The sequence below is a fragment of the Reyranella sp. genome (genome assembly GCF_965227665.1).
Classification (GTDB): Bacteria; Pseudomonadota; Alphaproteobacteria; order Reyranellales; family Reyranellaceae; genus Reyranella.
Map to the genome: position 1 here is coordinate 4415582 of NZ_OZ245767.1, position 23459 is coordinate 4439040.

General features: G+C 66.6%; 21 protein-coding genes. 11 read left to right on the forward strand and 10 right to left on the reverse strand.

Going from position 1 to position 23459, the window contains the following annotated elements:
* The first annotated feature begins 12 nt into the window (after positions 1-12).
* Positions 13-993 (forward strand): aldo/keto reductase, encoded by a 981-nt coding sequence (locus ACO07I_RS21365; protein WP_422010892.1) that lies wholly within the window; start codon positions 13-15, stop codon positions 991-993.
* Here ACO07I_RS21365 and ACO07I_RS21370 read toward each other — a convergent pair.
* Positions 966-2204 (reverse strand): MFS transporter, encoded by a 1239-nt coding sequence (locus tag ACO07I_RS21370; protein WP_422010894.1) that lies wholly within the window; start codon positions 2202-2204, stop codon positions 966-968. The two genes, ACO07I_RS21365 and ACO07I_RS21370, sit on opposite strands and share 28 nt — an antisense overlap.
* Positions 2205-2284: 80 nt before the next feature.
* Here ACO07I_RS21370 and ACO07I_RS21375 point away from each other — a divergent pair, with 80 nt between their 5' ends.
* Genes ACO07I_RS21375 through ACO07I_RS21395 form a run of 5 tightly spaced genes read left to right on the forward strand, consistent with a single transcriptional unit; the run spans position 2285 to position 6828 of the window.
* The gene (locus tag ACO07I_RS21375; RefSeq protein WP_422018342.1) at positions 2285-3043 is read left to right on the forward strand and encodes a TerC family protein; all 759 of its coding nucleotides are present in this window, start codon (positions 2285-2287) and stop codon (positions 3041-3043) included.
* Positions 3044-3083: 40 nt separating this feature from the next.
* Positions 3084-3836: an SDR family oxidoreductase gene (locus tag ACO07I_RS21380; protein WP_422010896.1), complete on the forward strand. Its 753-nt coding sequence runs from the start codon at positions 3084-3086 to the stop codon at positions 3834-3836.
* A gap of 1 nt (position 3837) precedes the next feature.
* Positions 3838-4680: a phytanoyl-CoA dioxygenase family protein gene (locus ACO07I_RS21385; protein ID WP_422010898.1), complete on the forward strand. Its 843-nt coding sequence runs from the start codon at positions 3838-3840 to the stop codon at positions 4678-4680.
* Positions 4681-4682: 2 nt separating this feature from the next.
* The gene (locus ACO07I_RS21390) at positions 4683-5594 is read left to right on the forward strand and encodes a polysaccharide deacetylase family protein (protein WP_422010900.1); all 912 of its coding nucleotides are present in this window, start codon (positions 4683-4685) and stop codon (positions 5592-5594) included.
* 13 nt (positions 5595-5607) lie between these two features.
* The gene (locus ACO07I_RS21395) at positions 5608-6828 is read left to right on the forward strand and encodes an adenylate/guanylate cyclase domain-containing protein (RefSeq protein WP_422010902.1); all 1221 of its coding nucleotides are present in this window, start codon (positions 5608-5610) and stop codon (positions 6826-6828) included.
* Here the strand turns inward: ACO07I_RS21395 and ACO07I_RS21400 are convergent.
* From ACO07I_RS21400 to ACO07I_RS21410, 3 genes are read right to left on the reverse strand one after another with little or no spacing between them, the layout of a single operon-like run.
* The gene (locus ACO07I_RS21400; RefSeq protein ID WP_422010904.1) at positions 6825-7988 is read right to left on the reverse strand and encodes a serine hydrolase domain-containing protein; all 1164 of its coding nucleotides are present in this window, start codon (positions 7986-7988) and stop codon (positions 6825-6827) included. The genes ACO07I_RS21395 and ACO07I_RS21400 overlap by 4 nt on opposite strands.
* The gene (locus ACO07I_RS21405) at positions 7985-10069 is read right to left on the reverse strand and encodes a S9 family peptidase (RefSeq protein ID WP_422010906.1); all 2085 of its coding nucleotides are present in this window, start codon (positions 10067-10069) and stop codon (positions 7985-7987) included. Before ACO07I_RS21405 ends, ACO07I_RS21400 begins: the two co-directional genes overlap by 4 nt.
* A gap of 16 nt (positions 10070-10085) precedes the next feature.
* Complete coding sequence (locus ACO07I_RS21410) at positions 10086-10934, reverse strand: HpcH/HpaI aldolase family protein (protein ID WP_422010908.1); 849 nt, start codon at positions 10932-10934, stop codon at positions 10086-10088.
* A gap of 112 nt (positions 10935-11046) precedes the next feature.
* Between ACO07I_RS21410 and ACO07I_RS21415 the strand changes: the two genes are divergently transcribed.
* Positions 11047-11961: a D-2-hydroxyacid dehydrogenase gene (locus ACO07I_RS21415; RefSeq protein ID WP_422010910.1), complete on the forward strand. Its 915-nt coding sequence runs from the start codon at positions 11047-11049 to the stop codon at positions 11959-11961.
* Between the two features lie 36 nt (positions 11962-11997).
* Here ACO07I_RS21415 and ACO07I_RS21420 read toward each other — a convergent pair whose 3' ends face one another.
* Complete coding sequence (locus ACO07I_RS21420; protein WP_422010912.1) at positions 11998-14319, reverse strand: DUF6600 domain-containing protein; 2322 nt, start codon at positions 14317-14319, stop codon at positions 11998-12000.
* 86 nt (positions 14320-14405) lie between these two features.
* Between ACO07I_RS21420 and ACO07I_RS21425 the strand changes: the two genes are divergently transcribed.
* The gene (locus ACO07I_RS21425) at positions 14406-14987 is read left to right on the forward strand and encodes a hypothetical protein (RefSeq protein ID WP_298309606.1); all 582 of its coding nucleotides are present in this window, start codon (positions 14406-14408) and stop codon (positions 14985-14987) included.
* 244 nt (positions 14988-15231) lie between these two features.
* A complete protein-coding gene (locus ACO07I_RS21430; RefSeq protein WP_422010914.1) occupies positions 15232-16674 on the forward strand; it encodes a DUF1254 domain-containing protein in 1443 nt (480 codons plus the stop codon).
* A 24-nt stretch (positions 16675-16698) separates the two neighbouring features.
* Here the strand turns inward: ACO07I_RS21430 and ACO07I_RS21435 are convergent, their stop codons facing one another.
* Both ACO07I_RS21435 and ACO07I_RS21440 read right to left on the reverse strand, forming a co-directional pair.
* Positions 16699-17721, reverse strand: a complete 1023-nt coding sequence (locus ACO07I_RS21435) for an LLM class flavin-dependent oxidoreductase (RefSeq protein WP_422010916.1) — start codon at positions 17719-17721, stop codon at positions 16699-16701.
* A 23-nt stretch (positions 17722-17744) separates the two neighbouring features.
* Positions 17745-18593, reverse strand: a complete 849-nt coding sequence (locus ACO07I_RS21440; RefSeq protein WP_422010918.1) for an amino acid ABC transporter substrate-binding protein — start codon at positions 18591-18593, stop codon at positions 17745-17747.
* Between the two features lie 75 nt (positions 18594-18668).
* On the opposite strand from ACO07I_RS21440, the gene ACO07I_RS21445 reads away from it, so the two are divergent.
* Together ACO07I_RS21445 and ACO07I_RS21450 are read left to right on the forward strand one after the other, a co-directional pair.
* Positions 18669-19124 carry a VOC family protein gene (locus ACO07I_RS21445; protein WP_422010920.1) on the forward strand — a complete coding sequence of 152 codons (456 nt, stop codon included), beginning with the start codon at positions 18669-18671 and terminating at the stop codon, positions 19122-19124.
* Positions 19125-19201: 77 nt separating this feature from the next.
* A complete protein-coding gene (locus ACO07I_RS21450; protein ID WP_298309611.1) occupies positions 19202-20704 on the forward strand; it encodes an aldehyde dehydrogenase family protein in 1503 nt (500 codons plus the stop codon).
* 113 nt (positions 20705-20817) lie between these two features.
* Here the strand turns inward: ACO07I_RS21450 and ACO07I_RS21455 are convergent, their stop codons facing one another.
* Genes ACO07I_RS21455 through ACO07I_RS21465 form a run of 3 tightly spaced genes read right to left on the reverse strand, consistent with a single transcriptional unit; the run spans position 20818 to position 23343 of the window.
* The gene (locus tag ACO07I_RS21455; RefSeq protein ID WP_422010922.1) at positions 20818-22239 is read right to left on the reverse strand and encodes an amidase; all 1422 of its coding nucleotides are present in this window, start codon (positions 22237-22239) and stop codon (positions 20818-20820) included.
* Entirely contained in the window at positions 22236-22436 is a 201-nt protein-coding gene (locus ACO07I_RS21460; protein ID WP_422010924.1) for a hypothetical protein, read from the reverse strand. Before ACO07I_RS21460 ends, ACO07I_RS21455 begins: the two co-directional genes overlap by 4 nt.
* 10 nt (positions 22437-22446) lie before the next feature.
* The gene (locus ACO07I_RS21465; protein WP_422010926.1) at positions 22447-23343 is read right to left on the reverse strand and encodes an acyl-CoA thioesterase; all 897 of its coding nucleotides are present in this window, start codon (positions 23341-23343) and stop codon (positions 22447-22449) included.
* Positions 23344-23459 lie beyond the last annotated feature (116 nt).

Genomic DNA, 23459 nt, shown 5'->3' on the forward strand with positions numbered 1-23459 from the left:
GAGGGGGTATCGATGAAGTATGGACCGCTCGGCCGTTCGGGCCTGATCGTCAGCCGGATCTGTCTCGGCGGAAACTCGTGGGGCGCCAAGGGCCGGCGCGGATGGGGCAAGTTCGACGAGTCCGAGGCGCCGGCCTACTTCAAGCGCGCGCTGGACGTCGGCATCACCTTCTTCGACACAGCCGACACCTACAATTTCGGCCGCTCCGAGGAGATCATGGGCGCCACGCTTATGAAGATGGCCAAGCGAGAGGACTTCGTGCTGTCGACCAAGGTCGGCATCCGCATGAGCGAGACCCAGAACGACGTCGGCACCGGGCGCAAGCACCTGATGGCCTCGGTCGACGCCCAGCTGAAGCGCCTGCAGACCGACTATATCGACCTCTACCAGGTCCACCGTCTCGACCCGCACACGCCGATCGAGGAGACCATGTATTCGCTCGACCAGATCGTGCGGTCGGGCAAGGTCCGCTACATCGGCGGCTCGACCATGCCGGCCTACAAGTTCGCGCAGATGGTGATGATTGCCGACTGGAAGGGCTACGCCCGGCCGATAGCCATGCAGAACCTCTACAACCTGATCCAGCGCGAAGAAGAGCCCGAGATGAACCGGCTCTGCCACGAGCAGGGTGTCGGGCTCATCCCCTACTCGCCGCTGGCGCGCGGATTCCTGGCGGGCAACCGCAGCAAGGAAGGCGGCGGCACGACCGAACGGGCGAAGAACGATACGGTCGTCAAGGACGGCACCTATCGCGACTGCGACTGGGAAATCGTCGAGCGGCTGAAGAAGATCGCGCACGGGAAGGGCTGCACGCCGGCGCAGGCGGCGCTCGCCTGGCTGCTGCACAAGCCCTACATGGGCTCGCCGATCATCGGCGCCACCGATCTCGAGCAGCTCACCTCGGCCGCGAAGGCGACCGAGATCTCGCTGACCGACGAGGAGTGCAAGGAGCTCGAGGCGCCCTATCAGTTCCGGGTTTCGCCGGTCAACTGAGCGCGCCGGCCGATCGCGGCGGAGAACCAGAAGGCCAGCAGCGGCAGCACGACGGCCGCCGCCCAGAAGACGGGCGGCGCGCCCCAGCGGTCGACGATCGGCGCCGCGATGGGCACGCCGATCGCCTGGCCCACGAACAGGCAGAGCGCAAACAGGGCCATGCCGGCGCCGCGGGCCTCCGGCGCCATCTGGGTGCCGTTGGTCTGCAGCGTGTTGTGGAACATGTAGAACGACACGCCCGACAGGACGATGGCGGCGAACTCGACCTCGGCGGTCGGCGCCAGCGCCATCGCCGCGAAGGCGATGCCCAACCCTGTCCCGCCCCAGGTGCAGAGGCCGCGCTCGCCCAGGATGCGCACCAGGTGCGGCGCCAACATCACGTAGACGAAGCCGCCGGCGCCGAAGGCCGCGACCGCCAGCCCGATGGCCGCAAAGCCCAGGTCGAAGCGCTGGTGCAGGTCGGCCCCGACGAAGGTGAAGGCGCCCCAGAAGACGCCGCCCTCCAGCGCCACCACCAGGATCACCGTGAGCGCCCAGGGCCGCCGGATGACGCGGACCATCTGGCCGATCATCGAGCCCGCCGCCCGCTCGCCGGGGCGGGCGATGTCGGGCCGGGCGCGCATGACCGCGAACAGCGCGCCGCCGGCCAGGATGTAGATTGCGGCCAGCACCCAGAAAACCGAGCGCCAGCCCAGCCAGTCGCCGATGGCGCCGCCCAGCGCCGATCCCGTCATCAGGCCGAGTGTCTGGCCGGTGAGGAAGCGGGCCAGGGTTGCCTGCCTTTTCTCGTAGCTCACATTGTCGCCGACCCAGGCGATGGCGAGCGGGATGATCGCCGAGCCGGTCACGCCCGTGAGGAAGCGCGCCAGGGTGAGCATGCCCAGCGACGCCGAGACGGCGCTCAACATGCAGCAGAGGGCCGCGCCGATGCAGGCGATGGCCACCACCGGCATCTTGCCGTAGCGGTCGCCGAACGGGCCGTGCACCAGCACGAAGACGCCATTGGCGAACAGAAAGGCGGTGGCCGCGATCGAGGCCGCGCCGACGGTGACGCCGAAGGAAGCGGAAAGCTGCACCAGCAACGGGTCGATCACGCGCATGTTGGCGGCCGACGCGAAGGCGGCGACCGACAGCAGCACGATGGCGATCGTGGGGGCGGCAGGCGGGAGACTGGCGGGGGCGGGCCGCGGCGGGGCGGCGGGGGAAGGCATTGGTTCCGGGCTTACCGGCTCGACCGCGTAAAATAAAGGTCTCTTGGCGCGACCCAGCAATGACCTATGGTAGTGGGATGATCGAAGAGCTTCTCGTTCTCGCCCGCGACCCGCAAGCCTGGGCCGCGCTCGCGACCCTGATCGTCATGGAAGTCGTGCTGGGCATCGACAACCTGATCTTCATCTCGATCCTGACCAACAAGCTGCCGGAAGAGAAGCGGTCCAGGACCCGGCGCATCGGCATCGGGCTGGCGGTTTTCCTGCGCCTTGGCCTGCTGGGCAGCGTCGCCTTCATCGTCCAACTCACCTCGCCGCTCTTTTCACTGTTCGGGCATGGGTTTTCCTGGCGTGACCTGATCCTGATCGGTGGCGGCCTGTTCCTGATCTACAAGGCGACCAGCGAGATTCGCGACCATGTGGCCGGCGAGCACGAAGACGAGGAGCAGGCGGCCGAGCGGGCCGTTCGCGTCACGGTCATGGGCGTGATCGGCCAGATCCTGATCCTCGACCTGGTCTTCTCGCTCGACAGCATCATCACCGCCGTGGGGATGACCGACGACATCCCGGTCATGGTCATCGCCGTGGTCGTGGCGGTTTGCCTGATGCTGGCCGCGGCGGATGGGCTGGCGCGGTTCATCGGCAACAATCCGACCATCGTGATGCTGGCGCTGGGCTTCCTGCTGATGATCGGCATGACGCTGATTGCCGACGGCATGGGCGTGCACGTGCCCAAGGGCTACATCTACGCCGCGATGGCCTTCTCGGGTCTGATCGAGGGGCTGAACATGCTGGCGCGTCGCGCGCAGCACAAACGTCCGTTGCGCAAGCGTCCACGCTGACGCACTGACAAGGGACCGGGGCGCGGGCTAAGCTTCCGTCATGAAGCTCAAGGATCAGGTGGCCATCGTCACCGGCGCAGCAAGCGGCATCGGCGCCGCGACCGCGCGGCTGTTCGCAACCGAAGGCGCGAAGGTGGCGCTGGTCGATCTCGACGAGGCGGGGTTGGCGAAAGTCGCCAGCGAGATCGGCGGCGAGACTCTCGTCATCCCGGCCGACGTCAGCAACAACGACCAGGCGCGTGCCGGCGTGGCAAAGGTGCTCGAGAAATGGGGCCGCGTCGACGTGCTGGTCACAGCGGCCGGCGCCTCGTTCGGCGGCACCGTCGACAAGGTCGACGAGGGGACCTGGGACCGGACCTTCGCGATCAACGTGAAGGGCACCTTCCTCTGGGTCCATCACGCCATCCAGCCGATGATCGCCGCCAGGTCCGGCGCCATCGTCACCCTGGGCTCGCAGCTGGCGCAGTCGAGCCTCGGCACCAACGTGGCCTACATCGCCTCCAAGGGCGCCATCGTCTCCTTCACCAAGACGGTTGCCGTCGATCACGCGGCACAGGGCATCCGCATAAATGCGCTGATGCCGGGAGTCATCGACACGCCGATGCCGGCGCGCTCGCTGAAGCGGCAGCCCGATCCGGAAGCCGCCCGCGCCTTCTGGAAGGTGCGTCATCCGATGGGCCGTATCGGCCAGCCGGAGGAAGTCGCCAAGGCGGCGCTCTTCCTCGCCTCTTCGGATTCTTCTTTCACCACGGGGTCGCTGCTCTTCGTCGACGGCGGCTGGACGGCGCACTGACATGCCGAAGAAGCTCACGCCCCAGCAGGTCGAATCCTATGAACGTGACGGCTATGTCTGTCCGGTCGACGCTTTCTCGACCGAACGCACGCGGGCCTGGCGCGACCGGCTCGAAGCGTTTGAGCGCGCCCAGGGCCAGAAGCTGACGCGCGGCCACAATTTCAAGCCGCATCTTCTCTTTCCCTGGGTCGACGAGATCGTGCATTCCGCCGAGGTGCTCGATGCGGTCGAGGACCTGATCGGTCCGGACATCCGCCTGTTTCATCTCAGCGTCTGGCCCAAGGACGCGGGCTCCGGCGCCTATGTGAGCTGGCACCAGGACGCGACCTACTTCGCGCTGGAACCCGCCTGCCACGTCACCGCCTGGGTGGCCCTCTCCGACGCACCGGTCGAGGCGGGCTGCATGGAGGTCGTGCCGGGATCGCACAAGCTCGGCCAGCTGCCCCATGCGGAGATGCAGGATCCCGAGAACCTTCTGTCGCGCGGTCAGGAACTGGCGGGCGACTTCGATCGTAGCCGGACGGCGTTCATGCCGGTGAAGGCCGGCCAGTTCTCGCTGCACCACACGCACCTCGTGCACAATTCGCGGCCCAACCGCTCGACCGACCGGCGCATCGGTCTCGGCATCAGCTACATCCCGACCTCGGCGCGCTGCACCTCGTCGACGCGGGTCAGCGCCATGCTGGTGCGTGGCGAGGACAGATATGGGCATTTCGACGACGAGCGGCGGCCGCTGCAGGAAGCCGGACCCGAGGAGCGGGCCTTCCATGCGGAGGCGGTCGACCGGTTCCGGCGAATGAACACCGAGCAGACCGACAACAAGGTTGCGGTCGTCAAGAGGTAGGAATGCACACGATCAGGCTGCCGTATCACGACCGCTATCCCTATTCGCCGATCACCGAGCGCAAGGACTATTCCTGGCCCGAGGGCAAGCGGCTGGCGGTCTATCTCGGGCTCAACATCGAGCACTTCGCCTTCGGTGCGGGCGAGGGGCATCTCCTCACCGTCGCCAACCCGCCGCCCGATCCGCGCACCTTCGCGTGGCGCGACTATGGCAACCGGGTCGGCGTGTGGCGCCTGCTGGAAATGTTCGACGAGCTCAACCTGCCCGCCGCGCACCTGATCAACACGACAGTGTTCGACTATGCGCCGCAGATCGTCGACGCGCTGAAGGCCCGCGGCGACGAGTTCATCGGCCATGGCCGCACCAATGCCGAGCGCCACGGCGGCATGTGGGAGGCCGACGAGAAGCGCTTCCTGCAGGAGATCAGCGATTCGATCGAGAAGGCCTCGGCCAAGCGGCCGCGCGGCTGGATGGCGCCGTGGATGGCCTCGACCCGGGTCACGCCCGACCTGCTCAAGGAGACCGGCTACGACTTCCTGATGGACTGGCCCAACGACGACCAGCCGATCTGGATGAAGACCCGCTCGGGCCCGCTGATGAGCGTGCCCTATCCGATCGAGGTCAACGACAGTCCGCAGGTGCTGGTGCGCCATCACAGCGGCGAGGAGTTCCGCGACATGATCATCGGCCAGTTCGAGGAGCTGCTGCGGCAGTCGGCGAAGCAGCCGCTGGTCTGCGGCATCGCGCTCCACACGATGATCGTGGGCCAGCCCTACCGGCTGCGCGCGCTGCGCGAGGCGCTGCAGCACATCGTGAACCATCCGCAGAAGGACAAGGTCTGGTTCACGCGTCCCGGCGACATCTACGATCATTGCGCCGCGCTGCCCGCGGGAACGATGACGCCGCCGGCGTGACATCGGTGATGCCGTGACGCCGATCGCGCTTGCAGGCTGGTTGTCGCAGGCCGGCCTGCGCAACGTGCCGCTGGAGGAACTGGTCGACGGCTTCGGTCGGCGTCTCAACGACACCGGGATGCGGGTCGAGCGCCTGTTCGTCGGCATGAACACGCTCCATCCCATGATCCGGGCGCGCAGCCTGATCTGGGATGCGGCGGAGGGCGTCAACCAACATTTCGAAATCGCTCATTCCGAGATCGACTCGACGCAGATCCGGAGCAGCCCGTTCGCGGTGATGCTGCGCGACGGTATTGGCGAGCGGCGCTGTCGTCTCGACACGAACGAAGCGCTGCCGGACGTCCCGGTGTTCGAGGAATTGCGCACCGCCGGCATGACCGAATGGATCGGCTGGGTGCAGCCGTTCGGCGAGTTGTCGCCGCAGGTCGGCAGCCCGACCGAGGTCGAGCATGCCGAGCGCCTGTGGCTCGTCTTCTCGGCCTCGACGAATCGGTCCGGCGGCTTTCGCGACGAGGATGTTTCCTGTCTGCGCGAGGTGCTGCCGGTTTTCGCCGTCGCCGTGAAGGCCACGAGCCTGCGCGGGATCGGCCATGGGCTGCTGGCGGCCTATCTCGGCAACGACCCGGCGAGCCGCGTGCTTTCCGGCACCGTGCTGCGCGGCGAGGCGCAGAGTGTCGAGGCGGTGGTGCTCTTCACCGACCTCAGGGGCTTCACCGCCCTGGCCGACACGATGCCCGGCCGTGAGCTGATCGCGTTGCTCGACGACTACTTCAACTGCATGGTCGAGCCGGTCGTCCGGCGCGATGGTGAAGTGCTGAAGTTCATGGGGGACGGGATGCTTGCGGCGTTCGGTGTGGTCTTCCCCGATCGCGCCGAGGTCTGCGCCGCGGCCCTCGCGGCGGCGGAAGAGGTGCTGGCCCGCGTCGACGCGCTGAACGTCGAGCGGCGAGCCGCCGGACAACCTGCGACGGCGCTCGACATCTCCCTGCATATCGGCCGCGTGCTCTACGGCAATGTCGGCTCCGACACGCGGCTCGATTTCACGGTGATCGGCCCCGCGGTCAACGAGGCCTCGCGCATCGAGGCGCTGTGCGAGCCGCTGGGCCAGGCGCTGCTGGTGTCGCAGGCCTTCGCCGAAGCGGCGACCGCGAGCCGCGACCGGCTGGTCTCACTGGGCCGTCATCACCTGCGCGGCGTCCGCGAGGACACGGAGCTGTTCGGGCTCGCGGGCTAACCCGCGTACACCTCGCTCTCGAAGGCGTGGAAGAGCGGCAGGGACTTCACGTCGGCAAAGGGCAGGATCTGGGTCATGTAGACACCGCCGATGCGCTTCCTGCGGTCGATCCAGTAGTAGGTGTTGGGCAGGCCGGCCCAGGAGAGGCTGCCGGCCGAGCGGCCGGTCGGCGCCTCCTCATTGTTGATCATGAAGCTCAGGCCCCATTGCTTGGCGACGCCGGGGAAGAACTCGGCATCGTTGGACAAGGCGGGCATCACGGTCTTGAGCAGGCTCACCGTCGAGTCACCCATCGCGTTGGCGGCCATCGCTTCGACCGTCGCGGGCTTCATCACGGCCTCGCCGGGCGCCGACTTGCCGCCGTCCAGCACCATGCGCACGAACTTCAGATAGTCGTTGGCCGTCGAGTAGAGACCGCCGCCGCCCGCCTCGAATTCCGGATCCTGCGGGACCTCGCGCTTCAGGTCGGCGACCAGGCTGCCGTCTTCCTTGCGGTGATGAACGCGGGCCAGGCGGGCCCGCATCGCCGGGGTGAGGCGGAAGCCGGTGCTGTCCATGCCGAGCGGGCCGAACAGATCGTCGTGCATCACCTGGCCGAGCTTCCGCCCGGTCACGGCCTCGATCATCTTGCCCGCCCAGTCGATGCCGATTCCGTACTGCCAGCGCGCGCCGGGATCGAACAGCAGCGGCGTCGTCAGCGACCTGTCGAGGCCGGTGCCGATGGTCGGCACGTTCATCACCTCGCGATACCGCAGGATCTCCGGGTTCCAGATGTCGTAGCCGAAGCCTGCCGTGTGCGTCAGCAAGTGACGCAGGGTGATGTCGCGCACCGGCTTGCGCAGGCGCGGTTTGCCTTCCGCATCGAAGCCGTCCAGCACCTGCACTTCGCCAAGGTAAGAGATCACATCTCTTGCCGGCGCATCGAGCTTCAGCGTTCCCCGTTCGACCTGCTGCATCGCGACAGCGCCCGTCACCGCCTTGGTCATGGAAGCGATCCACACGACGGTGTCGGGTGTCATGTCGGCACCCTGGCCCAGGATCGTCTTGCCGAAGCCGCCCTCGTAGATCGTGCCGTTTCCATCGGTCGCAACCGCGGCGACGCCGGGCACGTCGCCACGCTGCACGGCTTCGCTCAGGATCGCATCGATGCGCGCCTTCATGGTTTCTCTCCTGCCAGGCCAACCGTGTCGAGCGCGAAGGCGTAGCCGATCGCCATCTCGTCGAGGCGCGAGAAGCGGCCCGACGCGCCACCATGACCCGCCCCCATGTTGGTGTGCAGGATGACCGGCCCGCCGCCCGTCATGGTAGCGCGCAGCCGGGCCACCCATTTGGCCGGCTCCCAGTAGGTGACCCGGGGGTCGGTGAGGCCCGCCATCGCCAGGATCGCCGGATAGCGTTGCGCCGTGACATTGTCGTTGGGCGAGTAGGAGCGGATGTAGTCGAAGGCCGCCGGATCGGTGATCGGATTGCCCCATTCGGGCCACTCCGGCGGAGTGAGCGGCAGCTTGTCGTCGAGCATGGTGGCCAGCACATCGACGAACGGCACCTCGGCGAGGATGCCCGCGAACAGGTCGGGCGCCCGGTTGGCGACCGCGCCCATCAGCATGCCGCCGGCGCTGCCGCCATGGCCCACGATGCGTCCGGCCGAGGTGTATTTCGCTTCGATCAAGGCGCGACCGGCCGCGACGAAATCGTCGAACGTGTTGGTCTTCTTTTCGCGCTTGCCGTCGAGATACCACGACCAGCCCTGGTCGGAGCCGCCGCGGATGTGGGCGATGGCATAGACGAAGCCGCGATCGACCAGCGACAGGCGGTTGGCCGAGAAGGAGGCTGGCATCGACATGCCGTAGGACCCGTAGCCGTAGAGCAGCAGCGGGGCGCTGCCGTCGCGCACCAGGTCGCGGCGGTGCAGGAGCGACACCCGCACTTCGGCGCCGTCGTGTGCCTTCGCCGTGATCCGGGTGGTGACGTAGGCGGCAGGATCGTGCCCGGAGGGGATAAGCTGGCGCTTGCGCAGGATGCGCTGGCGGGTCGCCATATCGTAGTCGTAGACCTCCGACGGCGTCTTCATCGAGGAATAGACGAAGCGCAGGATGGTGGTGTCGAACTCGTAGCCGCCCGACATGTCCAGCGCATAGGCCGTCTCGTCGAAGGCGATCGCGTGTTCGGCCCCCGTCGCGAGGTCTCTGATCACGACCGAGGGCAGCGCGTTGGCGCGCTCCAGCCGTGCGAGATGGCCGGCAAAGAGCTCGATGTCGAGGATGTAGGTGCCCGGCCGTTGAGGGACCAACTCGCGCCAGTTGGCTCGCTCGGGAGCGGCGAGCGGCGCGGTGACGATCTTGAAATCGATGGCGCCGCCCTCGTTGGTGAGGATGAACAGTTCGTCGCCGCGATCGGCCACGCTGTAGCGCACGCCCTTTTCGCGTGGCGCGATCAGGCGAGGCTCGGCGTCGGGAATCGACAGATCGATCAGCCGTTCCTCGGTCGTGTCGTGATCGCCGCCCGAGATGATGCAGAAGCGCCCGCTGGCGCTTTCGCCGATGCGGGTGAACCAGCCGATGTCCTGCTCCTCGTAGACGAGGACGTCGTCGGCCTGCACCGTGCCCAGCCTGTGCCGGTAGACTTTCAGCGGACGATGGTTCTCGTCGACCCGGACGTAGAAGAAGAACGACGAGTCGCGGCCCCAGACCACGCTGCCGCTCGTCTCCGTCAGGGTGTCGGGCAGATCCTCCGCCGTATCCCAGCGCCGCACGCGCACCGTAAAATACTCCGAGCCGCGCAGGTCGGCGCTCCACGCCTCCAGCCGGTGATCGGGCGAATGTCGCGTGCCGCCGAACTTGAAGTACTCCGACGTCCTGGCCAGCGCATCGCCGTCGAGGATCGTCTGCATCTCGCCGCCGTCGCGCGGCGTGCGGCCGATCTGCTGGTGCTGGCCGCCTTCGCGAAACTTCCAGAGATAGGAGAACGGCCCGTCCGGCGTGGGCACGCCCGAATCGTCCTCCTTGATGCGGCCGCGCATTTCCGCAACCAGCACCTTCTGAAGCGCTTGTGTCGGCCCGAGCTTCTCCTCGGCATAGGCGTTCTCGGCCTCGATATAGGCGCGGATCTCGGGATCGAGCAGCGACGGGTCGCGCAACACCTCCTGCCACTTCTCGTCCTTCAGCCACGCATAGTCGTCGGTGATCGTGACGCCGTGCAGGGTACGCCGCGACGGGTGTCGTGGCGCGATCGGTGGCTTCATGGGGAACTCGCAGAGGTCAGTAGTTGCCGGCCTTGGTGGGCGCCTGGGCCGGCGCCGCGGGCTTGTCGCCCAGCAGGCCGCGCATCTCGGCGCCCTTGGTGTCCCACCAGTCGGCCAGGATGCGGACATCCCAGCCGATGCAATAGTGCTTCACGCCCATGTCGAGATACTTGGCGGCCTGGCTGGGATCGCGCAGCTCGACCCGCGGGTGCAGACCCTTCTTCAACGCGGTCTCGATCGTCTTCTTCTCGGCGGCCAGTACCTCGGGATCGTTGTACTGGCCGGTCTTGCCGATGCTCATGGAAAAGTCCGAGGCGCCGAACTGCACCATGTCGAGGCCCGGCACGTCGAGGATGCGGTCGAGATCGTCCACGCAGGACTTCTTCTCGACCATGATGGCGATCACCACCTCGTTCAGCGCATCGACATAGGCGGGTGTCCCGCCCGTGCGGACCGTGCCGACGTCGCGCCGCATGCCGACGCCGAGGCGCCCGCGGCCGCGCGCGCCCTGGGCCATCGTCGTCTCGGCGCGCACCGCGTCGACCGCGGCCTTGGCATCCTCGACCGATCGGATGTCGGCGAACAGCACGCTCTGGAAACCCGAGCCGATCGCCCGCATGGCCTGGTGCGTGTACTGGGTTTGCTCGATCTTGATCATGCCCGACATGCCCATCAGCTCGAACGAGCGGCCGAGATTGTCGAGGTCGTGCATGGTGAAGGGCGCGTACTCGGCGGTGAATTCCACATAGTCGTACTGTTTGGAATGACCGATCAGCTCGACCAGCGTCGGCCACGCCGACAGGATGTGCGTGCCGAGAGTGGGCTTGCCCTCGTTCAGGCGTTCACGAAGCGGATTGCGGCTCATCTTGTTCCCCCAGGGTCATCGTTCGGGCTAGTGTGGCACCTTGTGCAGGGGGAGTTCCATGTTTCCGACGAGAGATAAGCTGACAATCTGCTTCGCGCATGCGGCATACCAGATGAAGGCGCGGTTCGATGCCCGGAATACCGGGATTAACAGCTTCCAGGTACGTAGCTACGACGAGTTCGTGCAGAGGGTCGGCGAGGCCGATGTCGTCTCGGCCTCGGGCATGTGGAAGAACGACATCATCCCCCATGCCACGAAGCTGAAGTTCGTCCAGTCCATCAGCTCTGGCATGGACCAGTATTCAAAGGAGCTGCTGGGCGCCAAGGGCATTCGCCTGGCAAGCGCCGCCGGCGTCAACGCCCGCGCCGTGGCCGAACACGCGCTGGCCCTGATCCTGGCCGTCTTCCGCCGCCTGCCCGAGGCGCGCGACAACCAGCACAAGAAGGTGTGGCGCGGCATGCTGGGCGATCTCACCCAGCGCGAGGACGAGCTGGGCGGCAAGACGCTGCTGATCGTCGGCATGGGCCGCATCGGCAGCCATCTCGCCAAGCTCGCCAAGGCCTTCGACATGAAGGTGATCGGCATCCGTCGCGATCCCAAGGCCGGCACCAATGGGGCCGACGAAATCCATGCCATGGACGATCTGGTGAAGCTGGTGCCGCAGGCCGACATCGTGGCTCTCACCTGTGCGCTGACTCCGGAGACCACCGGCCTGATGAGTGCGACGGCATTCGCCGCCATGAAGCCGTCATCGGTCTTCGTGAACGTCGCGCGCGGCAAGGTCGCCGACGAGGCGGCCCTGATTGCCACCATGGAAGGAAACAAGATCTGGGCAGCGGCGCTCGACGTCACCGCCGAGGAGCCACTGCCGGCGGCATCGCCTCTCTGGACGATGCCGAATGTCTTCATCACCCCGCACACGGCGGGCGAAACCCGTGCCTATGAAGACAACGTCATCGACATCCTGATCGAGAATCTCGACCGCCTGTGGCGGGGCGAGACGACGCTCCGCAACCAGGTTCTGTAGGCAGAGGCTCCAGGCCTGCCATTCAAGAAGGGCGCGCTAGTCCTTGTCCTTCTTGTTGTTGTTCCGCTGAGGCTGCTGCTGTTGTTGCGGCTCGGCCTTCGGCGGCTGGGCAATCTGTTGCTGCTGCTGCGGGGCGGGTGCGCGCGTCTCGCGATCCTTGGGACCCTGCTGCTGTTGCGGCTGAGGCTGCGGGCGCTGGGGCTGGGCCTGCTGCGGTGGCTGTTGCGGCTCGGCCCGCGGCTGCGGTGCCGGAGCGGGAGCAGCCTGGCGCGGCGCTTCCTGACGGGGGGCGGCCTCAGGCTTCGGCGCGGGCTGCGGAGCAGCCTGTCGGGGCTCCTCCTGACGCGGCGGGGGAGCAGCGGCGGGGGCCCGCTGGGGCGCCGCCTGTTTCGGCGCATCCTGCTTCGGCTGCGGTGCCGCGTTCGGCTTCTGCTGATCGGGTGCCGCCTGCTTTCGCTCTTCCTGACGGGATTGCGGCTCGGCCGGCTTCTCCGTGGCGGGAGCGGCCTGCTTCGGCTCGTCGCGCTTATTGTCATCGTGCTTTGACGGCGACGGATCAGGCGTGCCGAGGGTGGGCTTCGGGGGCGCCGGGGCGGCCTCCTTCTGTGACGGGGCGGCCGCCTTGCCAGGCTCCTGTCTCGCCCGTTCCGGCTTTTCCGACTCCTGCTTGGCCTGCTCCGGTGCCGCCTTGCCCGTTTCCTTGAGAGCGGGCGGAGCCGCACCCTGACGCGGCTGCAGCGGCGGCGTAGCCGGCTTGGCCGTCTTGCTGTCGGCCTTGTCACCGGTCGCCGCCTTGCTGTCGGTCGACGCGATCTTCGGACCCGGTGCGACAGGCTTCTTCTCGCCTTCGGCCGCCTTGGGCCTGGCGAGGGTCTGCATGTCCGCCACCGCAGTCCTGGCTACCGGAGCATCAGGCCCCTTGGCCTGCGCGTCGGCCTGGCCCTTGGGCCCGGCCGCCGGCTTGTCGTCGGCCGGCTGCGCAGTGGCCTTGGCATCGGCCGCGGCGGCGATGGAAGCGGTCGGGGCGGGCGGTGCGGAGACGGGCGCAACGGCCGCCTTTGCGATCTGATCGGCGGTGACCTTCAGGGCCGCGCGCTGGACGGGCTGCGAACGAACGAATGTCTGCGACGGCACGATCGTCGCGAAACGCTGGTTCGCCAGCACCGAGTTCTGGCCGGCGACGAAAGCTTCACGGCGTTGCGCACGCTCCCAGCGTTCCTGGAGTTCGCGATCCTGGATGCGCGCGGCGCGGTTGATGCGCTGGTAGTAGTCGCGATTGGTCGAATAGGGCGGGACGTAGACCTCGCGCGGTCCCAGGGGGAACCAACCCACCGGTGCCGCAGTCCGGCCCTGGTTGCCGAGCTGCGCCGCCAATTCGAGGCCACCCACGAAGGCGACCAGCGCCGGCGCATAGACCGGGCGCTCCTCGCGCTGCGGCGGGACCCACACCCAGCGATTGTTGCTGTTGGCCCAGCGGCCATAGTGGTAGGGCGCGAAGCCCCAGGGCTGGTCGTCGATCCAGGTCCAGCCCCATGGCTTCACGTAGGACCAGTGGCCGGTGCGATAAGGCGCCCAATCGGCCGGCGTCGAACGCGGCACCCAGACCTGACCATAGTTGCCGTCGTTCACCCAGTTGCCGTAGCCGTTGAGGTCCTCATAGCCGGTCATGCCTGCCGGCAGGTATTGCGGCTGCTGGTCGTAGACCACCTGCCGGTCGCGGGCGGCCCAGGAGGCGGCCGGGGCCGGTGGCGCAGCGCGCACGGTCTTGAGCTGCATCGAAGAGCCGTCGCCGTAGACTTCGCCGACTTCACCGGGGCGCACGGCCAGGGTCTGGCCGTTCAGTCCCTGAATCTGGGCCGCGCCGGCGCGCACGCCGAGGCGCGTCGGGTCCTGCTGGGAGCCCGCCTCGACATAGTAGTCACCCTGCTGCTGCAGCGTGATCGTTCCGCGCGGCGTGACGATCTCGTAGGGCTGCGTGGCGTCCATCTGGGTGGTGGTCTTCACGTCGACCCGGCCCTGCGCCAGTTGCAGGCGGACCTGCCTGTCGTCGATCTGCGTCATGTCGAGTTCGGTGGACCCGTCCATGCGGATGCGGGTGCCGGCGAGCGACACTTCGCTGCGGGAGTTCGGTTCGGTCCAGATTGCGTCGCCCGTCGTCAGGGGCGTGTTGACGACTGCCTTGGTCCAGCCATTCTCCTCGTCATCGTGGAACGAGACGGTGCCCTCCACGAAGGCGAGACGGCCGACACGGCCGGGCGGGTCGTTTTGCGTCTGCGCGAAGACGGTGCAGGTGATCAGCGAAGCTCCGACAAGACCGGCCAGAACCTTCATCGTCGTGCGTCCAAACACTTCGCCCATACGGAACCTCCTGCTAGGCTAGGTTTCGTGAACGCTCGACCGATATCCCGGTTGCGCGCGCCGACAGAAACACAGGGGGAGAGAAGATGAGCGTCGCCGACCCGCACCGCGTCGTCCTGACCGGCGAGAACCCGTTCCTTCGCCTCAGCGAGAAGGACGGCGATCCCAATTCGACCGATGCCAGCTACTGGCGGATCCTGTTCTGCCCGGCAGGCCCCGGGCACGTGCTCTACCTGAAGAGCGAGCTGACGCACGGCCACTGGCGCATCTATTCCGACAATATCGCCATGGCGCGCTGGCTGCAGCAGACCGTGCAGGGGATGCTCAATCCCGAGCTGAAGGACCTGTCGATCCCGGTCATCGACGCCGACTTCAGCAAGTCGGGCGACCCGCGCTATTTCTGGACCGAGTATGTCTCGGCCGCCGATGCCGAGATCGCGCTGACCTGGCACGATATCGGCGATCCGCTGCTGATCCACACCGAGCCCAATCAGGAGCCGAATCCGCGCCCCTACGGCGTCTGCACCGTGCTGGTCCCGGCGCTCTCCGGCAGGCTCACGCTGAACGGACAACAGGCGCGCGGCAAGCCCTGGCCACGCGAGCGCGAGGGCCGCCCCTTCAGCACCTCGGCGCTCGCCTTCTCGGAAAGCTGGACCGAACCTCGCTAGAAGTGTGACCGTCTTGACCCGTTGGCGGTCCGCGAAAGTCCAAGCCTTTGGCTTTTGGATGGGAGGCCGCCAACCGAGACCAAGCAACACCCTCGGGGCGCTGCAAATTCAGCGCATGTGAACCCGTTCAACCGATCGATTGCCTTCAATCTATTTGGGATCGGATTGAAAGGCCGAATCGGGGTAAAGTACATTCCAGGCGCGCGACTTCCACGCGCGACAATCGGAAAGACTGGATACGGACATGCTGACGAAACGCCAACTCCTTCAAACTGGCGCGGCGGCTGCCCTACCCATCGTGGCTTCGACGCTCAACGGTGCGCGCGCACAAACGAGCGCCAGCCGCCCCGGTTTCTTCAAGGCCAGGGACATTGCCGAAGAGGGGTTCATCTACGGACTGCCGATCGTGATGAACTACGGCGTCATGTACGAGTACGCGGTCGATCGGACGTCTAGCCAGTTCAAGGCGGCGTTCAACCATATCAAGAACGAACCCAACGTCTTCACGTACAAGGACACGGCGATCCCGACGCCGAACAGCGACACGCCCTATTCGCTGGCGTGGCTGGATCTGCGGGCGGAGCCGATCGTTCTCTCGGTCCCTGCCGTCGATCCCAAGCGCTACTATTCGGTCATGCTCTGCGATGGCAACACCTACAACTACGGGTACATAGGCAGCCGTGCGACGGGAAGCGACGCCGGCGACTATATGGTCGTCGGACCCGACTGGAAGGGGACTACGCCGCCCGGCATCAAGAAGCTCTTCAGGTCGAGCACGCAATTCACGCTGGCCGCCTATCGCACCCAGCTTTTCGACGTGGCGGACCTCGACAATGTCAAGAAGGTTCAGGCGGGCTATCAGGTGCGAACGCTGTCTGCGTATCTCGGCCAGCCCACTCCTCCGCCGGCGCCTGCCACCGACTTCCCGAAGTTCGACAAGGAGCTGGTGAAGCTGAACTTCTTCGAGTTCCTCGATTTTGCGCTTCAGTTCGCGCCGGAACAGCCGAACGAAAAGGATATTCGCGCCAGGCTGGCCAGCATCGGCATCGGTCCCGGCAAGACCTTCAATTTCAAGGACCTGTCGCTCGAGGACAAGGCCGAGATCCTGCTGGGCATGAAGGCGGGCGACCGCAAGGTCGATGCGGCCGTCGCTGCGGCGGGAAAGGCGGTCAACGGCTGGCGGGTGAGTTCGCTGTTCGGTGACAGCGCTTTTTACGATGGAGACTGGTTGAAGCGGGCGGCCGGCGCCCGCGGCGGAATCTATGGCAACGACGCCGAGGAGGCGACCTATCCTCTGACGCGTAGCGACGGCGATGGCAACACACTCGACGGCAGTGCGCACAACTATGCGCTGACGTTTCCGGCCGGACAGCTGCCGCCGGTCAACGCCTTCTGGTCGCTGACGATGTATGACGGCAAGACCCAGTTGCTGATCGAGAATCCGATCAACCGTTACCTCGTCAACTCACCGATGCTTCCGTCGCTGAAGACGAATGCCGATGGGTCTCTGACACTCTACATCCAGAACAAGTCGCCGGGAGCCGACAAGGAAAGCAATTGGCTTCCCGCCCCGAACGGCCCGATCTACCTGGTGATGCGCCTCTACTGGCCGAAGACGACGCCCCCGTCGATCCTGCCCGTTGGGGAAGGTTCGTGGCAGCCTCCCGGCCTGAAGCGGGTCTCGTAGTTCGACGCACTCGACGTTGTCGGGTCAGACAGGCGCGAAGCCGTAGGCCTTGGCGAGTTCGGTGTAGCTGTCGCGGCGGACCTGCTCGTCGTGGGTCCAGGTGACGACGGCCATCTCGTCGACGCCGACGCGGTCCTTCAATTCGGTGATGCGTGCCGCCACTTCGGGGCCGGTGCCGACGAAGGAGTCCTTGCGGAACTGTTCCATCTTCGCCGCTTCGTAGGTGGTGACCGGCGCCAGGGCCGCCTCGTCGGGCGGCAGCAACGGACCCAGGATGTTCTTGTCGCGATTGATGCGGCTCAGCGCCCGCGACGTGAAATGGTACTGCGCCTTCTCCATCGTGTCGGCAGCCAGCGCCCAGACGCAGAGGGCGGAATGGGGCTCGGGATGACGCACGCTGGGGCGGTAGTTCTTCTTGTAGAGGTCGATGGCACGCTCGCCGCCGGCGCCGTCGCTGAAGAACCAGGCGTAGCAGTAGGGCAGGCCGAACAGCGCCGCGACCTGGGCGCCGTAGTCGGAGCTGCCGAGGATCCAGGCCTCGGGCGCGGTCGGGCTCTGCGGAAAGGCCTTCACCGTCGCGAAAGGATGGCGTTCGACCAGCGGTTCGTTATGAACCCAGGCGATCAGGTCGCGCACGTCGGCGGGGAAATGTTCGGGCCGCTCGTTGGCCGCCGGATTGAGGGCGAAGGCGGTACGCCCGTCCGAGCCCGGTGCACGGCCGAGGCCCATGTCGATGCGGCCGGGCGCCAGGGCGTCGAGCACGCGGAAGACTTCGGCCACCTTGAACGGCGAATAGTGCGGCAACATGATTCCGGCACTGCCGATGCGGATGCGCTCCGTCGTGGCCGCGATCGCCGCCATCACGATCTCGGGCGCGGTGCCGACGATGGTCGGGTGATTGTGATGCTCCGACACCCAGAAGCGCTCGTAACCCAGCGCCTCGCAGTGCTGGGCCAGCGATACGGTGTTTCGGATGGACTGGTCCTGCGGCCGGCCGGAGACGGCGATCGACTGGTCGAGGACGGAAAGGCGGAAGGGGCGCGACATGGGAGGGAGATGGGCCCTGCGGCTCACTCCGGCAAGGTCGCGATCATATAGAGTGTCTGGAGTTGCTGCGTCGGCCGCGCGTTCTTGCCGAACACGTCGCTGAAGATCGTGGCGATCTGGCCCGACCTGTAGATGTGGCTCAGCGCCCGGTCGACCGCGAGGCGGAAGGGGCCTTCGCCGAGCTTCATCGCCAAAGCGAAGGGCTCGAGGCTGAGATAGGTGTTCGCCAGCAGAATCTTGGCCGCGTCCTTGTGGTCCTTGATCATCGCCGTGAGCATCGCGCCGCCGGCGAAGTAGGCGGCGATCTCGCCCTTCTCCAGCGCCGTCATGGCCGCCGTGAAGTCGGTGAAGGGGACGATGGTGGCTTTGACCTGGAGCGAGGCCAGCGCCTTGCGCAGCTCTTCTTCCGTCAGGGTGCCCGCAACCGCGCCGACCTTCTTGCCGGCGAGATCCTGCATATCGCGCGGCCCGTCGTTGCGGATGGCGAAGCTGGTGCCGTCGACGAAGGTGGTGATGGAGAAGTCGACCGCGGCCCGCCGGTCGAGCGTCTCGGTGAGCGAGTCGCAGAGCAGGTCGATCTTGCCCTGCTTGATCATGTCGAGGCGGTTCTCGGTCGTGACAGGCACGAACTCGACCTTGAGGCCCGGCAGCTTGAGCTGCTGGGCGATGTCCTTGGCGACCGCCTCGCAGAGTTGGACCATGAAGCCGGCGGGCTGGCCGTTGGCGCCTTTGTAGGCGAAGGGATGGGCGTTCTCGCGGAAGCCGCCACGGAGGACCCCGCTCTTGGCAATATCGTCCAAGGTGCCCGCCCAGGCGTTGCCGGCGGCCAGGAAGCCCAGGGTCACGGCCAGGCCGCTCAGGAATCGCTTCATCTCGTCCCTCTTCGAATGACGGCGAAACAATCCGATATTCGGCCCGTTGTGACCACTGGAAATCCGGAGGACGCCATGGCCCGTTCCAAGATGTCTGCTCCCGTCTCCCGTGTCGTGGGTATCGACCATATTTCCATCCGGGTCAGAGACTATGAGAAGTCGAAGGCCTTCTATGGCGGGTTGTTCGCGTTCCTGGGCTTCGAGATTTCCGACGAGTATCCGTCGACCATTGGCTGGACGAACGGCAAGACCCGCTTCTGGATTGCGCCGGCGGAGGGGCGAAAGACGTATCGCATCGGCGATGTCGGCTTCCATCATTATGCATTCCAGCTGCGCAGCCGGCGCGACGTCGATGCGCTGCAAGGCTACCTGGAAGAGCAGGGCGTGCGCATCCTCGATCCGGCCGCCGAGTATTACGAGGACTACTATGCCGTCTTCTTCCTCGATCCCGACGGGCTGAAGCTGGAAGGCATGAAGTACGGCGAGCTGACCGCGAAGCGGAAGCGCAAGTCCCTGAAGAAGAAGGCGTAGGCCGGTCGTTCTGCTTGTAGCGCGGCGCCCTGCGGGCCAAACTCCGGCCCGTTTTTCTGGATCCCGGAGGACCCCCAATGTCGACCGCCACTGCCGAAATGAAGACCCAGGCCCAGCCGGCCAATACCTACAAGCCCAAGGGCATGCTGATCGGCGGCAAGTGGGTGGAAAGCGCCTCCGGTGCGCGCATCACCATCGAGAATCCCGGCAAGCGCACGGCCGTGGCCGAAGTGCCGCGCGCGGCGGAAGCTGATGTGAACGCCGCCGTCGAGGCGGCCGAGAAGGCCTTCCCCGCCTGGAAGAATGTCGTGCCGCGCGAGCGCGGCAAGATCCTGCTCAAGATCGCCGAGGTGCTCGAGGCGCGCAGCGAAGAGATGGCGCGGACCATCGCGCTCGAAACCGGCAACGCGCTGCGCACCCAGGCGCGCGGCGAGGCCAAGCTGGCGGCCGACATCTTCCGCTATTTCGGCGGGCTGGGCTCGGAGCTCAAGGGCGAGACGGTGCCGCTCGGCGAGCACGTGCTTTCCTACACGCGGCGCGAGCCGATCGGCATCGTCGGCGCCATCATCCCGTGGAACGCGCCGGTCATGCTGGGCGCACTCAAGATCGCGCCGGCCCTGTGCGCCGGCAACGTGCTGGTGATGAAGGCGGCCGAGGATGCGCCGATGGCGGTGCTGCTGATGGCCGACATCTGCCAGGAGTTCCTGCCGCCCGGCGTGCTGAACGTGCTGACCGGCTACGGGCAGGAGTGCGGCGGTCCGCTGGCCAACCACCCGAAGATCCGCAAGCTTTCCTTCACCGGCTCGACCGAGGTTGGCAAGGTGATCATGCGCGCCGCGGCCGAGCGCATCGTGCCGGTGTCGCTCGAACTGGGCGGCAAGAGCCCCTCGATCGTCTATCCGGATGCCGACGAGGATTGGGCGGTCGACGGCATCATCAACGCCATGCGCTTCACCCGTCAGAGCCAGAGCTGCACGGCCGGCTCGCGCATGTTCCTGCATGAAGACATCTTCGACAGCTTCCTCGCGAAGCTGGAGAAGAAGACCACGGCGCTGAAGATCGGCGATCCGCTCGACGAGGCGAGCGACATCGGCACCATCATCAACAACAAGCAGTACAGCAAGGTCTGCAAGTACGTCGAAGACGGGCTCGCCCGCTCCGACGCCAAGCTGGTGTTCGGCGGCCTGCCGCCCAAGACCGGCCCGTTGAGCGAAGGCTACTTCACCATGCCGACCGTGTTCGCCGACCGCTCCAACGACTGGCGTCTCGCCCGCGAAGAGATCTTCGGGCCGGTGCTGGTGGCGATCCGCTGGAGCGACGAGGCGGAGGCGATCCGCATGGCCAACGACAGCCACTACGGTCTCGCCGCGTATGTCTGGACGCACGACATTGGCAAGGGCCTGCGCGCCGCGCATGCGATCGAATCGGGCTGGGTGCAGGTCAACCAGGGTGGCGGCCAGACGCCGGGCATGTCCTACGGCGGCTACAAGCAGAGCGGCCTCGGCCGCGAATTCTCGCTCGAGGGCATGCTCGACAGCTTCACGCAGCGCAAGAGCGTGACGGTCAACCTCGCGGTCTGACGGTTTGAGTAAAGGTCCCTCGTTACGCTCGGGATGACATTATTGGGAGAGTTGGCGCAGTGCGTCGCTCCCAGAAAAATTGTCATCCCGAGCGTCAGCAAGGGACCTTTCTCTTATTGCGGCACGCGCTTGTGAAAGTCGGTCGCGCCCTGATAGGCGTGACCGATCCGGTAGAGCATCGCCTCGTCGAACGGCCGGCCGACCAATTGCATTCCGATCGGCGCTCCGTTCGAGTCGAAGCCGCAGGGCACTGACAGCGCGGGAATGCCCAGCGTGTTGAACGGACGCGTGAGGCCGGTGAAGCCCGCCACCATCTTCAGCACCGCCGGCCCGCCCTTGGTCTCGGTGTCGGTCTCTTCGATCGTGGGCAGCGGGAAGGGGATGGCCGGCAGCAGCACGGCATCGACCCCATCCATCGCCGTCGACAGGAACTCCGTCACGAAGTGGGCGCGCAGCCGCAGCGCGTCGATGTATTGCGTCGCGGGAATGAAGAACCCCGCTTCCATGCGCGTGCGCACCTGGTTGGCGTAGAGCTCCGGTGTCTTCTCCATCCACGGCCGGTGCATGGCGGCCGCTTCGCACTTCACCATGACTTCGGCGGCGCGATAGAGCGCGGTGAAGTCGGGCAGGGTGACGGTCGAGACCTTTGTGCCCAATCGGCCCAGCGTGTCGGCGGCAGCCTGCACTGCCGCGCCGATGTTTGCATCCAGCGGCGCAAGTCCTTCCTTCGGCAAGGCAAGGCCGATGCGCAGCCCGGCGACTCCGCCGTCGAGCAGGGCTTCGTAGTCCGGCACCGGCTTTTCGCTGGTCGTCGAATCGTCGGGATCGTGGCCGGCGATAACAGTCAGCATGCGGGCATTGTCGCGCACCGTCCGGGTCAGCGGGCCGACATGGTCGAGGCTCCACGAACGCGCGACGGCGCCGGCGCGGCTCACGCGGCCATAGGTGGCTTTCATGCCGACGACGCCGCAGGCGGCCGCCGGGAGGCGGATGGAACCGCCGGTATCGGAACCGAGGGCGCCGTAGACCATGCGCGCGCCGACCGCCGCGCCGGAGCCGCTGGAACTTCCGCCGGTCACGCGGCTCGCATCCCAGGGGTTGCGACAATGGCCGTGATGGACGTTGTGGCCGGTCGGGCCGGCGGCGAATTCCGCCATGTTGAGGAAGCCCAGCTCGACCACGCCCGCCGCGTCGAGCTTGCCCAGCACCGTCGCCGTCGCCGGCGCCGTCCAGTCGCGCCGGATCGCACTGCCGCCGGTCGAGAGTTCGCCCTTGCGGTAGTACATGTCCTTGTGCGCCATCGGCACGCCGTGCAGCGGCCCGCGGCTCTTGCCGGCCGCGAGTTCGGCGTCCATCGCCTTGGCCTGCGCCAGTGCCTTTTCACGGTAGACTCGAAGAAAGGCGTTGGTGCGCGGCTGCCACGCCTCGATGCGGGCGAGGCAGGCTTCGGTTGCTTCCACCGAGGTGATGCGTCGGGACGCGATCGCGTCGGCGATCGCCGTGAGATCCTCGAGCGCGAGATCGTCGTTCCTCACGGGCGTGCTGCCTTGGCCAGGACGCTGGCGAACGCCGCCGGATCGTCGTCGAAGGTGAGGCGTTGGGCAGCGGCCTTGCGCACGGCATCGTTCAGGACTTCGACCTCGGCGGCGAGTTCGGCCAGCCGCTTGTCGTCGTAGGTCATGCCCTGGAGGCCGGCGGCGATACCGGCGGCCGTCTTCGTCTTCTCGTCCATCACCGTCTCCTCAGAGCCTGAGCCGGCACGCTTCCAGCCGGGCGCGATCCTCGGGCGTGAAGGTCATGATCTTGCGAACCTTCTGATCGAACTTCATGCCCACCGCCTCGGCACAAGCAGCAAGCGTGCCGCTCTCGGCCTCGAACAGGAAGTGCGTGAAGACGACGACCTTGTCGGAGAAGCTCGCAAGCCCGCTCATGACCACCGCGAGGTCTCCGGCCTGCAGCGGGCGGCGATAATGGTTCAGCATCTCGACGACGACCGAGCCTTCCTGGCGCTCCTGCATGGCGGCGCGGTCGAAGCCCAGATGGTTCCACAGGACCGGCGCGCCGTCGGAATAGCGACCGAACTGGTGACGCGGCAGGAACTCACCACGCTCGTCGCATTCGTCCGGCGTGATCTGTGTGCGGCCGACTTCGATCAGCCCCACGGACGGTGCCTCGGCGAGCGTCAGGTCGGGCAGCGAGAGCTTGCCGACGCTGCGCGGCCTCGCCGTATCGGGCAGGGCGATGCACGCCGCCTCGGCACGGGCGCGGAACTCGGCGGGCCATGGCCGCTCGCAGGCGATGGTGCGGCGGATGGTGGCGGCGACCTCGCCCTTCGCCGGGTTGCGCACTTCGTGATAGGCGACGATTTCACGTTCGCCCACCTCGACCGGCGCCGAGTGGACCTCGACCGGTTCGACCACGCGGAACTCGCGCACGTAGCGGACATGGTCGTCGGCCGCGCGCGTGACGGCTCCAGCCGCACGCTGGGCGCGCGGTCCGAAGCCCAGCTTCGCCAGCAGGTTGGCCGAGGCCTCATGAGCGAATTCGGTGTAGAACTGGACGTTCAGATGGTCGTTCTCGTCGCACTGCCAGGTATTCACGGCGGTGCTGAAAGTCGGGATCAGGGCGGGACTCGACACGCTGGGAGCTCTCTGCAATCTGTGGATGACTGCCTCTGATGGCCTAAAAAGCCCCAAAAATCGACATTTTCCGTGCATTCCGCACTTGCGGGGGATCGATTCGTGGATAACCTTGG

What these genes read in the sequence shown, in the direction of transcription:
- ACO07I_RS21365 (WP_422010892.1), top strand. Translation starts at nt 13, where the DNA reads ATGAAGTATGGACCGCTCGGCCGTTCGGGCCTGATCGTCAGCCGGATC.
- ACO07I_RS21370 (WP_422010894.1), bottom strand. Translation starts at nt 2,204, where the DNA reads ATGCCTTCCCCCGCCGCCCCGCCGCGGCCCGCCCCCGCCAGTCTCCCG.
- ACO07I_RS21380 (WP_422010896.1), top strand. Translation starts at nt 3,084, where the DNA reads ATGAAGCTCAAGGATCAGGTGGCCATCGTCACCGGCGCAGCAAGCGGC.
- ACO07I_RS21385 (WP_422010898.1), top strand. Translation starts at nt 3,838, where the DNA reads ATGCCGAAGAAGCTCACGCCCCAGCAGGTCGAATCCTATGAACGTGAC.
- ACO07I_RS21390 (WP_422010900.1), top strand. Translation starts at nt 4,683, where the DNA reads ATGCACACGATCAGGCTGCCGTATCACGACCGCTATCCCTATTCGCCG.
- ACO07I_RS21400 (WP_422010904.1), bottom strand. Translation starts at nt 7,988, where the DNA reads ATGAAGGCGCGCATCGATGCGATCCTGAGCGAAGCCGTGCAGCGTGGC.
- ACO07I_RS21405 (WP_422010906.1), bottom strand. Translation starts at nt 10,069, where the DNA reads ATGAAGCCACCGATCGCGCCACGACACCCGTCGCGGCGTACCCTGCAC.
- ACO07I_RS21410 (WP_422010908.1), bottom strand. Translation starts at nt 10,934, where the DNA reads ATGAGCCGCAATCCGCTTCGTGAACGCCTGAACGAGGGCAAGCCCACT.
- ACO07I_RS21415 (WP_422010910.1), top strand. Translation starts at nt 11,047, where the DNA reads ATGAAGGCGCGGTTCGATGCCCGGAATACCGGGATTAACAGCTTCCAG.
- ACO07I_RS21420 (WP_422010912.1), bottom strand. Translation starts at nt 14,319, where the DNA reads ATGGGCGAAGTGTTTGGACGCACGACGATGAAGGTTCTGGCCGGTCTT.
- ACO07I_RS21425 (WP_298309606.1), top strand. Translation starts at nt 14,406, where the DNA reads ATGAGCGTCGCCGACCCGCACCGCGTCGTCCTGACCGGCGAGAACCCG.
- ACO07I_RS21430 (WP_422010914.1), top strand. Translation starts at nt 15,232, where the DNA reads ATGCTGACGAAACGCCAACTCCTTCAAACTGGCGCGGCGGCTGCCCTA.
- ACO07I_RS21435 (WP_422010916.1), bottom strand. Translation starts at nt 17,721, where the DNA reads ATGTCGCGCCCCTTCCGCCTTTCCGTCCTCGACCAGTCGATCGCCGTC.
- ACO07I_RS21440 (WP_422010918.1), bottom strand. Translation starts at nt 18,593, where the DNA reads ATGAAGCGATTCCTGAGCGGCCTGGCCGTGACCCTGGGCTTCCTGGCC.
- ACO07I_RS21445 (WP_422010920.1), top strand. Translation starts at nt 18,669, where the DNA reads ATGGCCCGTTCCAAGATGTCTGCTCCCGTCTCCCGTGTCGTGGGTATC.
- ACO07I_RS21450 (WP_298309611.1), top strand. Translation starts at nt 19,202, where the DNA reads ATGTCGACCGCCACTGCCGAAATGAAGACCCAGGCCCAGCCGGCCAAT.
- ACO07I_RS21460 (WP_422010924.1), bottom strand. Translation starts at nt 22,436, where the DNA reads ATGGACGAGAAGACGAAGACGGCCGCCGGTATCGCCGCCGGCCTCCAG.